General features: G+C 38.8%; 15 protein-coding genes. All 15 read left to right on the top strand.

Annotated features, from left to right (window positions below):
* Positions 1-21 precede the first annotated feature (21 nt).
* The 15 genes from pseB to ACQEXT_RS09955 are packed head-to-tail and all read left to right on the top strand — an operon-like array spanning position 22 to position 15641.
* The gene (gene pseB, locus ACQEXT_RS10025) at positions 22-1035 is read left to right on the top strand and encodes a UDP-N-acetylglucosamine 4,6-dehydratase (inverting) (RefSeq protein ID WP_426951886.1); all 1014 of its coding nucleotides are present in this window, start codon (positions 22-24) and stop codon (positions 1033-1035) included.
* Between the two features lie 8 nt (positions 1036-1043).
* The gene (gene pseC, locus ACQEXT_RS10020) at positions 1044-2207 is read left to right on the top strand and encodes a UDP-4-amino-4,6-dideoxy-N-acetyl-beta-L-altrosamine transaminase (RefSeq protein WP_426951884.1); all 1164 of its coding nucleotides are present in this window, start codon (positions 1044-1046) and stop codon (positions 2205-2207) included.
* Positions 2207-2899, top strand: coding sequence for a pseudaminic acid cytidylyltransferase (pseF, locus tag ACQEXT_RS10015; RefSeq protein WP_426951883.1), 693 nt, complete (start codon positions 2207-2209; stop codon positions 2897-2899). The genes pseC and pseF overlap by 1 nt, the downstream gene beginning before the upstream one ends.
* A 15-nt stretch (positions 2900-2914) precedes the next feature.
* The gene (gene pseG / locus ACQEXT_RS10010; RefSeq protein ID WP_426951881.1) at positions 2915-4417 is read left to right on the top strand and encodes a UDP-2,4-diacetamido-2,4,6-trideoxy-beta-L-altropyranose hydrolase; all 1503 of its coding nucleotides are present in this window, start codon (positions 2915-2917) and stop codon (positions 4415-4417) included.
* A 7-nt stretch (positions 4418-4424) separates the two neighbouring features.
* Positions 4425-5483, top strand: a complete 1059-nt coding sequence (pseI, locus tag ACQEXT_RS10005; RefSeq protein WP_426951879.1) for a pseudaminic acid synthase — start codon at positions 4425-4427, stop codon at positions 5481-5483.
* Positions 5483-6622 carry an N-acetyl sugar amidotransferase gene (locus ACQEXT_RS10000; protein ID WP_426951878.1) on the top strand — a complete coding sequence of 380 codons (1140 nt, stop codon included), beginning with the start codon at positions 5483-5485 and terminating at the stop codon, positions 6620-6622. The genes pseI and ACQEXT_RS10000 overlap by 1 nt, the downstream gene beginning before the upstream one ends.
* Positions 6612-7232 (top strand): imidazole glycerol phosphate synthase subunit HisH, encoded by a 621-nt coding sequence (gene hisH, locus ACQEXT_RS09995; RefSeq protein ID WP_426951876.1) that lies wholly within the window; start codon positions 6612-6614, stop codon positions 7230-7232. The genes ACQEXT_RS10000 and hisH overlap by 11 nt, the downstream gene beginning before the upstream one ends.
* 9 nt (positions 7233-7241) lie before the next feature.
* Positions 7242-7961 carry a HisA/HisF-related TIM barrel protein gene (locus ACQEXT_RS09990; protein ID WP_426951875.1) on the top strand — a complete coding sequence of 240 codons (720 nt, stop codon included), beginning with the start codon at positions 7242-7244 and terminating at the stop codon, positions 7959-7961.
* On the top strand, positions 7942-9126 hold the full coding sequence (locus ACQEXT_RS09985; protein WP_426951874.1) for an N-acetyl sugar amidotransferase: 1185 nt from the start codon (positions 7942-7944) through the stop codon (positions 9124-9126). Before ACQEXT_RS09990 ends, ACQEXT_RS09985 begins: the two co-directional genes overlap by 20 nt.
* Before the next feature lie 11 nt (positions 9127-9137).
* Positions 9138-10277: a DUF4915 domain-containing protein gene (locus ACQEXT_RS09980; RefSeq protein ID WP_426951872.1), complete on the top strand. Its 1140-nt coding sequence runs from the start codon at positions 9138-9140 to the stop codon at positions 10275-10277.
* A gap of 7 nt (positions 10278-10284) precedes the next feature.
* A complete protein-coding gene (locus tag ACQEXT_RS09975) occupies positions 10285-11619 on the top strand; it encodes a hypothetical protein (RefSeq protein ID WP_426951870.1) in 1335 nt (444 codons plus the stop codon).
* A 9-nt stretch (positions 11620-11628) separates the two neighbouring features.
* On the top strand, positions 11629-12294 hold the full coding sequence (locus ACQEXT_RS09970; protein WP_426951869.1) for a hypothetical protein: 666 nt from the start codon (positions 11629-11631) through the stop codon (positions 12292-12294).
* Positions 12278-13225 carry a GNAT family N-acetyltransferase gene (locus ACQEXT_RS09965; protein ID WP_426951868.1) on the top strand — a complete coding sequence of 316 codons (948 nt, stop codon included), beginning with the start codon at positions 12278-12280 and terminating at the stop codon, positions 13223-13225. Before ACQEXT_RS09970 ends, ACQEXT_RS09965 begins: the two co-directional genes overlap by 17 nt.
* A 38-nt stretch (positions 13226-13263) precedes the next feature.
* Entirely contained in the window at positions 13264-14595 is a 1332-nt protein-coding gene (locus ACQEXT_RS09960) for a polysaccharide deacetylase family protein (protein ID WP_426951867.1), read from the top strand.
* A 14-nt stretch (positions 14596-14609) separates the two neighbouring features.
* Positions 14610-15641, top strand: a complete 1032-nt coding sequence (locus tag ACQEXT_RS09955) for a Gfo/Idh/MocA family protein (RefSeq protein WP_426951865.1) — start codon at positions 14610-14612, stop codon at positions 15639-15641.
* Positions 15642-15654 lie beyond the last annotated feature (13 nt).

Genomic DNA, 15654 nt, shown 5'->3' with positions numbered 1-15654 from the left:
AATTTAATGATTAGGTTTAAAATGTTAAATAATAAAAGAGTGTTAATCACAGGTGGTACGGGTTCTTTTGGTAAACAGTTTATTAAAACTATTCTAGAGCGCTATCCGGAGGTGGGAAAAATTGTTATATACTCACGCGATGAGTTGAAGCAATTTGAAATCAAACAACGATACCCTCAAAAAGACTACCCGCAGTTACGATTTTTTATTGGCGATGTTCGCGATAGAAACCGAATGATACAAGCGTGTGAAGGTGTTGATGTCATAATTCACGCAGCGGCAATCAAACAAGTAGACACTGCAGAATACAACCCAACAGAATGTATTAGAACAAATGTAGATGGTGCTGAAAATGTGATCAATGCAGCCCTTCAGTGTGGGGTCAAGGATGTTGTTGCTCTCTCGACAGATAAGGCTTGCGCTCCGATTAACTTATATGGGGCAACAAAACTGGCTTCAGATAAGCTGTTTGCTGCTGCGAATAATATTAAAGGGTCAAAAGATATTCGTTTTAGTGTAGTCCGTTACGGTAATGTCATGGGCTCTCGGGGATCTGTAATTCCATTCTTCATGCAGAAAAAAGAAGAGGGCGTTTTACCTATTACTCATGAAGATATGACTCGCTTTAATATATCTCTTCAAGATGGTGTAAATATGGTGATGTATGCGCTTGAAAACCACTTAGGTGGGGAGATCTTTATTCCTAAGATTCCTTCATACAAAATTCTAGATATTGCTGAGGCCGTTGCTCCTGGGATGCCAACTAAGATCGTTGGTATTCGCCCAGGAGAAAAACTTCATGAAGAAATGATTACAGATACCGACTCTCTTAATACGATCGACTTAGGTCGCTATTACGCGATTCTTCCATCTGTGTCTTTTACATACACAGAAGATGAATACATTAATCATCATAAAGCTGAAAAAGTACCGTTTGGTTTTAAGTATAATTCAGGTACCAATACTGAATGGGAAACTGTTGACGGTTTGCGCGAATTAATTAAAGAGCACGTAGACCCTAGTTTTACAGTGTGAGATAAGCCATGATTCCTTACGGTAAACAAGATATTACTCAAGAAGATATTGATAGTGTTCTTGATGTATTGAAGTCGGATTTTTTGACTCAGGGACCACAAGTGCCTGCGTTTGAGCAAGCACTTATTGAGCATACTGGTGTTAACTATGCGTTAGCTGTGAACAGTGCGACTTCGGCACTACATATTGCTTGTCTTGCTTTAGGTTTAGGTAAAGGAGATTGGCTTTGGACATCTCCTATAACTTTTGTCGCGTCAGCAAACTGTGGTTTGTATTGTGGTGCTCAGGTCGATTTTGTTGATATTGATCCAGACACTTACAATATGTGTCCTCAACGTCTAGAGAAAAAACTGATTAAAGCAAAAGCTGAAGGCAAGCTGCCAAAAGTGGTGGTGCCTGTGCATTTGTGTGGTCAGCCATGTGATATGGCAGCAATCGGTAAGTTGGCTAAGGAGTATGGCTTCAAATTGATTGAAGATGCTTCGCACGCCATTGGCGCCAGATATCAAGACCAACCGATTGGGAATTGTGAATACTCGGATATTACCGTATTTAGCTTTCACCCTGTTAAAATAGTCACCACTGCTGAAGGAGGTGCTGCACTTACAAACAGTAAGGAGCTCGCTGATAAGATGGCACTGCTACGGAGTCATGGCATTACTCGCGATCCTGAACTAATGAGTGGCGACTCTCACGGTGGTTGGTACTATCAGCAAATTGATTTAGGTTTTAATTATAGGATGACCGAACTTCAAGCATCACTCGGCGTTAGTCAAATGAAACGTCTTGACGAGTTTGTGTCTAAACGTCATCAATTAGCTAAACGTTACAATGAAAAACTAGCCAACTTACAGCTAGTGTTGCCATATCAGCTGCCTGAAACTTACTCTGGTTTGCACTTGTTTGTCATTCGTTTAAGTCTAGACAAGCTGAAATTAACTCATAAACAGATATTTGATGCACTACGCGAGCGCGGTATCGGTGTTAACCTCCATTACATCCCAGTTCACACTCAGCCTTACTATCAAGATATGGGCTTTGCGGAAGGAGATTTCCCTGAATCTGAGCGTTATTACCAAGAAGCTATCTCACTTCCTATGTTTCATGGAATGACCAAACTACAGCAAGACACTGTAATTAACACTTTGGCGGATATTTTGCGAGGACACTGATGAAAGTTGCAATCATACCGGCTCGCGGTGGTAGTAAGCGGATTCCGAGAAAAAACATTAAACCATTTCACGGTAAACCTATGATCGCTTATTCGATAGAAGCTGCTAAAGCATCAGGCTGCTTTGATAAAGTCATAGTTTCTACGGACGATTCAGAAATCGCCGAAGTCGCAACAACATATGGTGCGGAGGTACCGTTTTTGCGCCCCACGGATATTTCGGATGATTATGCAACAACAATGGATGTCATGGCTCATGCTATCCATTGGTGCCAAAGTGAAGGCTGGGATGTTGAAGCAGTTTGCTGTTTATATGCGACTGCACCATTTGTAATGCCAGAGGACTTGCGGCAAAGTTATGCCCTTTTGCGAGACACTGACGTACAATTTGCCTTTAGTGCAACCTCATTTCCATTCCCAATTCAAAGAGCTATCAAACTTGATGAGTTTGGCTCGGTTTCTATGTTTTCGCCTGAGAATGAACAGGTAAGATCGCAAGATCTTGAAGAAGCTTACCATGATGCAGGGCAGTTTTACTGGGGAAAAACGAGTGCATTTTTAGCAAAGCTCTCTATGTTTTCTTCTCACTCTAAGGCTGTGATCCTACCTCGTAATCGAGTTCAAGATATTGATACTCCAGAAGATTGGGAATTGGCGGAGTCCTTGTTTTCGGCGCTAAAGCTCGCTAAGTAACAAATAGGGTATGCTATGAAGGTTATTTTTCGGGTTGACGCCTCTGTATTGATCGGCAGTGGCCACGTTATGCGATGCTTAGTCCTTGCTGAGGCTTTGAGTAAAAATGGACACCAAGTTGAATTCGCTTGTTCTCCACTAAAAGGAGATATGCGAACGTTTATTTGTGAGCGTGGCTTCAATGTTATCACCCTTACTGAGCCTCAAAGCATCATCGAACCACAGCATAACGCTGACTATAAGGCTTGGCTTCAAAAGAGTGTCACAGAAGACGCACAAGACTTCTTAGCAGCGGTCAAGGCGGCAGATCTTGTTGTTACTGACCATTACGCTATTGATGCTGAATGGCAAGAAAAAATCGTTGCAGTACTAGATTGTTGCTTGCTTGCTATCGATGATTTAGGACGATGCCATAGAGCTGACTTGGTTCTAGATCAAACCTTAGGGCGAAGTGAAGTGGATTACGCTTCGTCCAATACCAAGGCTCTCGTTGGCAGTGAGTATGCGCTGTTGCGAATGGACTTCTCTAATAAGCGAGAAGCCGCTCTTTCTAGGCTGTTATCTGATCAATCTCTTAGAGTTCTTGTCTCTATGGGAGGGGTTGATGCTCCAAACGCGACACTGAAAGTTTTAAAGAACCTTTGCTGTCAAGTCAATGCCGATTTTACCGTTTTGTTGCCCTCTAGAGCTCCTCATTTTCAACAGGTTAGGGCGTGGTGTTTATCGCAACCCAATGTTCAACATCAAGAATTCGTTTCTGATATGGCGAGTTTAATGCTAGAGCATGATATTGCGATCGGAGCGCCAGGAACCACCAGTTGGGAAAGGGCTTGCCTTGGTTTGCCGAATATTATTGTCCCTCTTGCTGAAAACCAACAACTTATTTGTGAGCAACTTATTAAGCATGATGCGGCTGTCCATGTTGATATCAAGGATATCCCATCGACGTTGCTAGACGCCTTTATGAGGGTGCTCGAAGGGTGGTCTCAGTTTAAAGAAGCTAATCTTGCTCTTTGTGATGGACGAGGAGTTCGACGAGTCATCTTTGAAATAGAGCAATTAACCAGCAAAAAGCGTGACGGGGTGTTTTTGCAATATGCATCTCAAGACGATATAGCACTGATATATGAATGGCAAAGTCATCCAGATACTAGAAAATATGCGCTTACAACTAATGTACCAAAATGGAGTGAGCATCAGATTTGGATGTCGAGAAAGCTGCAATCCACGTCTGATTATTTTTACATGATTGTCAATAGCGTGGATCGAAGTAAAGTCGGCGCTGTACGTCTAGATAGAATTAGATCAGGGCATTACCTCGTTTCTATATTTGTCGATCCTAATAGTTATGGGAAGGGAGTTGCATTCCAAGCACTAAATGCAATCGATGCGATTCACCCTGATGTCACGTTGCATGCAACAGTATTGGAAGCAAATGTTGCATCTCAACGACTATTCAAAAAAGCTAGTTATCAACAAGTTGATGAAGAAAGCTATATCCGACAACCAATTGATTGAGGCAAAAATGAAGCCATACATTACGATTGACGGCCGCAAAATCGGGCCGGATTATACACCATATATTATTGCAGAACTCTCCGCTAATCATAATGGTGATATCAACCGTGCTTTCCAAATTATGGAAGAAGCGAAAAAAGCGGGTGCGGATGCAATTAAATTACAAACTTATACCCATGAGACAATCACAATGGATTGTGACTCTGAGGAGTTTCAAATTCATGGTGGTTTATGGGATGGTCAAACTTTGTATGAACTTTACAAAAGGGCGCATATGCCTTGGGAATGGCATGAGCCACTATTCGAAAAAGCGCGAGACCTAGGTATTACTATTTTCAGTTCTCCTTTCGACTTTAATGCTGTTGAGCTATTAGAAGAACTCGATGCACCAGCATATAAGATCGCTTCATTTGAAGTTATTGACTTACCTCTAATCAAACGCGTTGCTCAAACTGGCAAGCCAATGATTATTTCAACAGGCATGGCAAATGAAGAAGAAATTGCTGAAGCTATTAAAACAGCAAGAGATAATGGTTGTCAGGAATTAGTCGTACTTCACTGTGTTAGTGGTTATCCAGCGCCTGCAGAACAATATAATCTAAGAACAATTACAGATATCGCTGAGCGCTTCGATGTACTGTCAGGGCTGTCAGATCATACTATTGATAATGCTACGGCAGTAACATCAGTGGCGCTTGGTGCTTGTTTAATAGAGAAGCACGTAACTATGGATCGTAACGGTGGCGGTGCCGATGATAGTTTTTCTCTTGAACCGCCAGAGCTGAAAGCACTTTGCCAAGATACAAAAACAGCTTGGCAGGCTTTGGGTTATGTAAATTACGAAAGAACAGAAGCAGAAAAAGGTAATGTAAAGTTTCGCCGCTCTCTTTATGTTGTCAAAGATGTAGCTGAAGGTGAGATCTTTACGTCAGAAAATGTGCGAAGCATTCGCCCTGGATTTGGTCTTGCGCCTAAGCATTATGAAGCAATTTTAGGAAAAAAAGCTAAGCAGAGCGTCATGCGAGGAACACCTCTTACTTTTGATGTGATTGAGACTGTAAAGTAATGAAATATTGTCAAAAATGCCTGACGACAGACTTACGACCTAATGCGTCTTTGTCTGGTGGGATCTGTATTGCTTGCCGCTATTCAGCTTCAGAGCATCACGAGAACGTGAGCCTGAAGCTTAAGTTACTACAAGACAAGATCCAAAACAGTCGCCAAAAGCAAAGAAAAAAAGGGGCTTACGATTGTATCGTTGGTGTTAGTGGAGGTAAGGATAGCACACGTCAGGCTCATTGGGTTAGGGACCGGTTAGGGTTGAGACCTTTATTGGTTTGCTGTGCCTACCCACCTAAACAGATGTCTGAAATTGGCGCTAAGAATCTCACCAACCTGATTGAGATGGGATTTGATGTGATAGTCGCGACCCCTGCTCCTCAAACGGCCGCTCAGCTTGCTCTAGAGTCATTTAAACAATTTGGGAATGTATGTAAGTCGACGGAAATGTCTCTGTTTTCGACTGTTCCTCGTTTGGCTATTGAGTTAGGTGTTAATACCATCTTTTGGGGGGAGAACCCAGCCTTACAAGTCGGTGATGCTGCAGTAGAGGGGGTTGATGAGTTTGATGGCAACAACTTACGTCGTCTAAATACACTCACCGCTGGCGGAACTGATTGGCTGAAAGAGGCTGTTAAGTCCCCTTATCATGCTGAGCATTACTTATACCCAGATGAAATTGAGTTTGAGCGCAAGAAAATTAATATTTTCTATTTAGGTCCTGCGTGGGATGATTGGAGCAATGATGATAACTCAATATATGCATCGTTACAGGGACTTACTTTACGCCCAGGAGAAGAGATGGAAACGGGTGATCTTTCCAATGCTTCTATGCTTGATGAGGAATTTACTAATATCAACATGATGCTCAAGTACTACAAGTTTGGTTTTGGTAGGGCAACGGATGCGGTGAATGAAAAAATCCGAGCCGGTAAACTCACACGTGAACAAGGTATTGAGATTGCCGAAAAGTACGATGGCCTATGTTCTGATCGTATTGTTAAGAGCTATTCGGACTATGTTGGAATAACGGTTGATGAGTTTTGGAACATTGCCAATAAATGGGTGAACGCTTCTATTTTTGTTATTCGCTCTGGTCAACGCCCAATCAGAAAGTTTACTGTCGGAGTCGATTATGAAGGTTGATATCTTAGATATTGGTAGTGGTAATATTCGTTCAGTTAAAAACTGGATTGAGACGTCAAACGTTTCCACGCGGATTGTCACTCAGCCTGATGATATACAGTCTGAAATGTTAGTATTGCCAGGTGTTGGCTCCGCGGGCTCTTATATGCAACGTATGAAGGCTGGTAATTTTGATGAAGCGATCAAGGCTCATGTTGATAAAGGTTGTCGATTGATGGGGATCTGTTTAGGTTTTCAGATAATGATGGAATACTCAGAAGAAGATGGGCATGTTGAAGGCTTAGGGTTTCTTGATGGACATGTAGAACGTCTGATTGGGCAAGTGTCTCATAATGCATGGGAGCCACTTTCGTTCCGTCGCCAAGAGATGGCAGGGCAGTCATTTGGTAGTCGGCATCATCTTACACAAAAGCGCATTTTCAATGGCCGTGTTTTTTACAACCATGAATATGGTGTAATGAATAAAAGTCAAGACGCTTTTTCTCTTCCAGTGAGTAGTGCATTTTCTCAATACAGTGGTTTGTTGGTTAAAGACAATATCATTGGTATTCAGTTTCACCCGGAGAAAAGTCAAATCTCGGGAACAGACTTAATCAACATGATTCTATAGGGAGAGAACATGCGAGTTGGTTCTACCGTATTATTGCATGCCCAGCGTTGTGTGCAGTCATACCATTGGAGTACTTTGCGTCCGCTTGGTGATTTACAAAGTGTGTTGGATTCATTGGAGGAATACCAATGTGATGAAGTCGCAATCATTCGTCCTGTCAGAGACCAAGATACGTATGCTCAGTTTGAAGCAGATATTCAAGTTTTACACCGGTTGAAGACGATGACGCCAATTAGTTTTGGTGGAGGAATTCGTTCACTTAAGCATTTAGCTTTATTGAATGACATTCCTGTTGAAAGGTTAGTTTTCTCTTCAGCATTCTTAGCTAAAGATCGTGCGTTATTGGATGAAGCTAAGAACCTTTTTGGTCATCAGGCGATTCAATGCTTGCTACCAATAAGAGCACTTAATGAGAACTTGGAAGTTTTCTGTTCCGAAAAGTCGACCTTTGTTAACATTGATGATGTTGATTTTTCTTTCATTCAATCCTACGCGAATGAGATTATATTGTTCGATGTTACCTATGAAGGTGAACATAACCAATTTGATTTTGAATTATTGTCAACGCTACCGATTGAAAATAGCAAACTCATCGTGAGTGGTGGTATTGGTCAAGAGTCGGTGAAAGTAGCAAGCGAGAAAGGTCTTGCTTCTGTATTGATTGATAACAAAGTCTTACATAAAGAATATTCGATTAAGAGCTACAAACATGCTGCCAAATTGTTCTAAATGTCACTACCCTCTTAATCACCCATTTGGGCTCACAATCAATGAACGAGAATGCTCAGGGTGTTTGACTCATAAAGAAAAAGATCAGATCAATTGGGATGACAAAGCAAATGAACTGAACCTTATATTAGGTAGATTTAAAAAGCAACGTCGTCGTTATGACTGCATTGTTCCTGTTGTTGGGGATGCTGAAGATTATTATACCTTGAGTAAAGCGCTGGGTGCAGGATTGTCTCCTTTAGTGGTTTGTGTAAATGATTACTTCAAAAATGACATAGGTTGGCATAACCTTCACAACTTGATTACTCATTTTGATGTCGACTCATTCGTGTTCAACCCAGATATACGGGTGTACAAAGATCTTGTTCGCACATCACTTCGTAAGCTTGACCATATAATGCTGCCCTTCCTCCAGTTACATACAGCTTTTCCTATGCATGTCGCCTATGAAAGGAAAATTCCACTCATTATCTGGGGACAAAACCAAGCCGTCGAGCAAGTAGGAAAGTTCTCTCATCATGATAGTGCAGAAATGAGTCGTTGGAACCGTCGAGAGCACGATTTGTTTGGTGTAGAAGTTGGGCATCTAATTGGTAACGGAGCTCAGGTTGATGAGCGCGATTTGAATTATTATCGCTACCCAGAAGTAAGTTCTATTGCTCGTCGAGGCGTCAGAGGGCTTTATTTGAGTAACTACATGCGTTGGGATCCAATTGCACAAAACCAAGCGATGACGGAATTTGGTTTTATTCCAGAAGCTAACACTTCCACATTTGATGTCTATGAGCGGGCAGGAAGCTCGGTGTATTATCGTCTGCATGATTTGCTGAAACTGAAACGGGTAGGTTACCGTAAGGTGAATGATCACATCGCAAGAGAAATTCGCCACGGTCGATTAACTAGCGAAGAAGGCATAACTTTGAGTAGGCATTATGGTCAGAGCAAAGTCTATGTTAAACCTTTTTTTGATTGGCTGGGCGTGACAAAAAGCGGCTATGACTGGTTTAAAAAACATCGTTTAGAGTCTGTCAGTGGCTTGATATCAGAAAGTCAAAGTGAATCGAATTCAACCATTAATTTACCGGAAATGCTTAATAACGTAATATCACCGGTAAAAACTCCAAAAGAGCACCACATTATCTTTGGAAAAGGCGTTACGATTTAAAGTAGGAAAAAATGAAAAAGATTGTGTTATTTGGCAGTGGTACTGTCGCAGAAAAGAATTTAAACCTTAGACCGGCGTTTATTGTCGACAACAATATTGATCTTCATGGTACCTTTTTTCATGGGATAGAGGTCAAACCACCAGAAACGCTAAAAGGCGATTCCGATAACTTTAAAGTAGTGGTATGTACAACTTCGGTTGGAGAAGTTAAAAAACAACTAGAACACTATGGGTATGTTTGGGGGGATAATGCTGTAGTTGCTAGCCTATTAGAAGAAAGAATGGAGATGTCTGAGCTTGAAGAACGTAAGTTTCAGTTTCTAATCAGTAGTGGTCTGCCATCTTCTGTAGAGTCGTTTTCTGGTGGTGGTATCTATCTAGTATCTGAGACAGAAAGCTATCCAGAGATAAAAAAAATCTACGAAGGGAATACTCACGGTCTAATAAAAAATGGAAACGGGTATGTTTTTTCATGCCAAGGAAAAGGCTTGGTCTTTCTGAATTCAGAGTTCAAAGAAGAGAAGGTCATTGAACTGAGAGCTGGCCTAAGGCCTCATGGAATTAGGAGATATAATGGTCTTTGGGTCTTAGTGTCGAGCTATAAAGACTCAATTATTGGTGTAAATGACGCCGGTGATGAGGTTTTTGAATATAAATTTAGCTCTAAGATTGATTCATATGAAAGTGCTCAGCATCATTGCAATGATCTAGATATTGTAGGAGATTATGCATATGTTTCTATGTTTTCTATAACTGGTAACTGGAAAAGGAATAGTTTCGATGGTGGAATTATGGAAGTTAACCTAGTCAATGGTGAAATGAAACCTGTAATTAATAACTTAACGATGCCACATAGTGTGACATGTGATGAGTCTGGCTTAAAAGTTTTGAATTCCTTCAAGGGAACGTTCTTAGGGAGTAACTTCGATGTATTAGCAACTTTACCTGGGTTTGTTCGAGGATATGACTCAGATGATAAGTACCATTATATTGGTGAAAGCAAGAATAGAAACTTTTCCCGTATGAGTACCGGCAGGACGCCAGTATCAATCGATACAAAAATTACTATTATTGATAGAAAATTTGGTTTTTGTCGAAGTGTTTACTTGCCTAATCCGATATCAGAAGTGCATTCTGTAATTAAGTTGTAGGTTTTCAATGAAAGATAGTTTGTTTGTTAACTTCGTCCCTACGTTATGCATAACATCTTTTTTTAAGAAAAAAAAAAAGAGTGGTTTACGAAAAGAAAAAATATCACGAAGAGTGAAGTTGTTCCGATTTATCAAAGCTTTACTTTACTTTAAAGGATTGAATTTAAAATACGACGCTATCGCATTCACTGCGAGTAATTCAAGGCGGTTAATAGATGGTAAGTATATTAGTGGTACAGTTGACTGTTTAACTAGAGATATGAAGGCTCTAACAATTGAGAGATTAGTTGATTTTGATTTGAAATCTAGGGATGTCTATTCAAAATCACTATTATCAGAAGTGTATATAGATATATTTGCTTATTTTTATAAACTTTTCCTACTTAATTCTAGGAAAGGGGAGTATTCCAAATTAATTGGAAATGTTGATTTGGAATTCCATAAGGAACTAGGTTTTAATAATATTGATAAAATAGCTAAAACACATTATTCAAAATATTTGATTGTTAAGTTTATTCTTAGATCTTTAAAGGTAAAGGTTGTTTTTATTGATTGCGCTTATGAACGGTTTTGGCTTGTTCAGGCATGTAAGTGTCTAAATATCCATGTTGTAGAAGTGCAGCATGGCCAATTTACTGAAATTCATGAAGGATACTTTCCTCTTATTGATTATAAACATCCACAGTCATCTGTTGATGAAATATTAGTCTACAGTGAATATTTTTCCAATCTACTCTCGACTTCAAGATCTTTTAATTCTGTTAATAAGATTCCAGTTGGGAGTTTTTTTGTCGACTACTATCAGAGTAAAATAATTGATGATGCGAGATGTGAACATTCATTTTGTGTGAGCTTGGCGTCAATCTATGATGAAGAATTAATTAATAGGATTTTACCGTTTTTTGAAACTAATAAGAGCTACAAGTGTTATTTGTTTCCAAGGGGGAGGGAGCGTGTCTTTTTTGATAATTTAACTCTTCCTTTAAACGTTTTTGTCATGTGGGACGAGAATATTTATGAAAGACTAATTAAATGTAGATATCATATAACAGTGAACTCTACATGTGCTTATGAAGCATCGGCACTTGGTTGCTATAATATTATAGTTGATCCATGTATATCAGACTTCTTTACATTGAGAGTTGAAATTATAAATAAGAAATTAAACCTCTCTAATGAGAAGTATTTATTTGTTTCGAAAGCATGCGATTTTGTTCATGAAATGTATTCGTTTTTAAAGTTAGAATCAAGTGAAAAGTCACACTATTGGTTTTTAAATGATTACATTAATAATGTGGATGAGTACATGTCAAAAAATATTTATCCTAAAATTGACTTATAGGTGTTATTCGTGACTTTAAATAGAAACAAGGTATTAAGGTTTCTTTCAAAGAAATTAAAGTTTTTTTTAAAAAAAGCTTATGTTTTTGCTCTAAAGACTTGTATTAGAGGTCCCATAAATCCTTATATAAAAGAAAGTGTTGAATCATTAGGTTTGAATGAAAATAGATCGGTGGATTATGAGGGAACCTTGCCTCTTGAACTAAATAAATGGCTGAAGTTTTTACCTGAAAAAAAATCATATGTTGCTATTGATTTTGGTTCTGGAAAAGGCCTTGCGGTTAAAACGCTTAATAATAATAATAAAATAGATAAGGTTTACGGAGTTGAAATATCTAAGAAGTTGTATGAGCAATCAAAGATTTTTTTGTCATCAGAGGTTAATGATGAAACAGTGGAATTAATCCATTCTGACGCAGTTTCTTTAACACCGGACATATTGAGAAATGTTAATTTGTTTTATTTTTACAACCCATTTCCTGAATTGGTTTTTAAAGAGGTTATGAAAGTTATTCATAATTCTATTGAGGAGAGAAAAAGAGATTTTTATATTATTTACTTTAATCCAGTTTATGACGAGTTAATATATGATTTTTTTCCAAATATAAACTCTTTCGAGTTAGATAATTTTTTTTCTAATGCTAAGACAAGAATTTACTATGAAAGAAAAATATAGAATATTGTGTGAAAAAGAAAAGTCAATTCCACTTTTCAGTCAAGCTTGGTGGTTAGACTGCGTATGCGGGAAAGATGACTGGGATGTTTGTCTTGTTGAAAAAGGTGGCGTGATTATTGCCTCTATGCCTTATTACATTACTACCCGATATTGTTTTAGTTATTCAGTCCAACCTAAGCTAACTCAAAACTTGGGCCCTTGGATTCGACAGAGTGACGCGAAATACAGTAAAAGGTTAGGGCATGAAAAAAAAATACTAACTGAATTATTTAGTCAGCTTCCCAAAACTCATCATTTTCAACAGAATTGGGATCACAAGTTTAATAATTGGCTGCCAATTTATTGGCTCGGTTATGTTCAGTCCACAAGATATACTTATCGTTTAAATGATTTGTCTAATTTAGATGGAATTTATAGAGAAACATTAGCTAATATAAAAACAGACATAAAGAAGGCTATAAATAAATATTCCTTGGTTGTTACAGATGAGCTGCCATTTTCTGAATTTTTAAAACTCAATCACCAGACTTATTTAAGACAATCTATAGATGTTCCATACTCAGATCAGTTTGTATCTTCTCTCATCAGTGAAGCTAAGTTGAGAAATCAAGCTAAATGGCTTATAGCTAAGGATGCTGATGGAAGAAATCATGCCGGTGTATTGATCGTCTGGGATGAAAATTCGGCTTATTATTTGATGGGAGGAGGAGACCCTGAGTTAAGAAACAGTGGGGCAACAAGCCTCTGTATGTGGGAGGCAATTAAGTTTTCAGCTACAGTGACTAAGAGCTTTGATTTTGAAGGTTCTATGTTAGAGTCAGTAGAGCGTTTTTTTAGGGCGTTTGGTGCAGAGCAAACACCTTATTTCTCGATATCAAAAACAACCTCTAAGATATTGAAAATCAGAAATGCGCTTAAGGAAATTATTTGATGATCCTTTGCTTATTACCTAATATATGTGCGACCGAAATGAAGTATACGGTTAAATATGTATTAGAACGGTTGTTTGATAGTGAAATAAAATTTGGCGATGCAGCCAGTGACGAAATTATAATGTCGTCGGGTTTCAGTAATTGGTTATCTTTATCAATCCCTTTCTTTGAACTAGCACATAATAATTGGCTTGGTGAGGAAACCTTGCCAAAAACCTGTAGAGTATATGAAGATAATGAATTCGTTCAAGAAACATCTGAGACTTTACCTGTTATTTATGGTGAGCCAAGTATTCAGTTTAATAGTAAGAGTGTTCACTGTCAGATAGATATATTTGGTACTATTTTTTTCTTACTTTCGAGGTATGAAGAAGGAGTCAAAGGAGTCGCACTAGACGAGCATCAACGCTTTCCTTCCACTAGTTCGGTTGCATATAAGTTCGGTTTCTTAGAACGCCCATTAGTCGATGAATATATTCAGTTACTAGGCTCTTTGATGTCTCGACTTTGGCCTGAACTCCAGAAAAAAGAGTTACAGTTCCGTAAATTGATTACTTGTGATGTTGATTGGCCATTTGACCCAAGTACACTTTCAATAACATCAACAATACGAAGTTCACTTAGTGATGTAATTAAGCATAGAAATCTATCGTCTGCTATTAATCGTTGGGTTACATTTTCCATGGATAAATTTGGGTTCTCGTATGGTGATAAGATAAGAAATGAAATTTCATGGATCATGGAAAAGAATGAAGAGGTGGGGAATAAGGTTGCATTTTATTTCATAACTGTATGTACTGATGAAAAATATGATTCAGAATTTGATTTTGATTCACCCAAGATGCGTAATTTGTTCCGTGAGATTCATTCTAGAGGTCATGAAATCGGATTGCACCCTGGCTATCATTGCTTTAACAATTCAGAAAATTTTGCTCGTTCTGCTAACGCGCTGAAAAGAATATTAAAAGAAGAGGCAATCGAGCAATCGGTCCTAGGTGGCAGAATGCATTTCCTTAGATGGGATTCAAAGGTCACTCCTAAGCTTTGGGAAGACCACGGATTCGATTATGATTCAACATTATCTTTTGCTGATAGCTCCGGATTTCGCTGTGGAACAAGTCACCCTTTCCCCATGTACGACCTACTTAATAGAAAACCACTGAATGTTATTCAGCGCCCATTAATCAATATGGAATGTACTATCATTGCTCCTCGTTACGAAGGTCTAGGTTACACTGATAAAACACTTAGTCGGTTTGAGTTATTTAAAGATAAAGTAGAAAAACATAAAGGCGAGTATGTATTGCTTTGGCATAATACCCATTTCGGATATCAAGCTGATAAAGACATCTATACAAAATTAATATAACTAATGGAATTCTTATGAAAAAAATTAAAATAGCAATTGTTGGTTGCGGTCGGATTTCAAAAAATCACTTTGGTTCTATCGAGCAACTAAATTCTGAATATGAACTGGTTGCTATCTGTGATAATAATAGAGATGTCTTAGAAGAACATAAGAAGAAATATGGAGTAGCAGCTTATACTTCTATTGATGAGTTGCTAGCAAAGGAAGAGTTAGACTTAGTAACTCTTTGTACCCCTAGTGGTATCCACGCATCTCAAACAATCAAAGCGGCAGAAGCTAAAGTACACGTTATTACGGAAAAGCCAATGGCAACCAAGTGGGAAGATGGCTTGGCTATGGTTAAAGCTTGTGATGAAGCTGGAGTTAACCTTTTTGTTGTGAAGCAGAACCGTAAGAATTCAACACTGCAATTGCTTAAGCGTGCGGTGTCTGAAAAACGTTTTGGTAAGATTCATATGGTACACTTCAATGTGTTTTGGACTCGTCCTCAGGAATATTATGATCGTGCTGAATGGTCCGGAACCTGGGATATGGATGGTGGTGCTTTTATGAATCAAGCTACTCATTACGTAGATTTAATGCACTGGCTTGTTGGGCCTATAGAAAAAATTCATGCAATCACATCGACACATCGTGATATCGAAGTAGAAGATACTGGGGTTGTAAATATTAAATGGAGAAATGGGGCTTTGGGCTCAATGGCTGTGACTATGTGTACGTATCCAAAAAACCTTGAAGGTTCGATAACAATTTTAGGTGAAAAGGGTACAGTGCGTATCGGTGGTGTCGCTGTCAATGATATCCAAGAGTGGACGTTTGAAGATTCATGTGATTATGATAATGAGATTCAAAATGCCAACTATCAAACAACTTCAGTATATGGTTTTGGTCATCCTCCTTACTTCCAAAACGTAGCCGATGTATTACGTGGTAAGGCAAAAGCAGAAACGGATGGACGTGAAGGTCTGAAGTCTCTTGAGTTGCTTATTGGCATCTACCGTTCTGCTCGTGACAAAAAAGAAATCGGCCTGCCTTTAAACTTATAATGTATTGAGTTAA

The organism is Vibrio sp. TRT 29B02 (assembly GCF_050113655.1).
In the GTDB taxonomy this organism is placed as follows: Bacteria; Pseudomonadota; Gammaproteobacteria; order Enterobacterales; family Vibrionaceae; genus Vibrio.
Note: the sequence above shows the minus strand (reverse complement) of the source record. Positions and strands in the feature narration are given on the sequence as shown.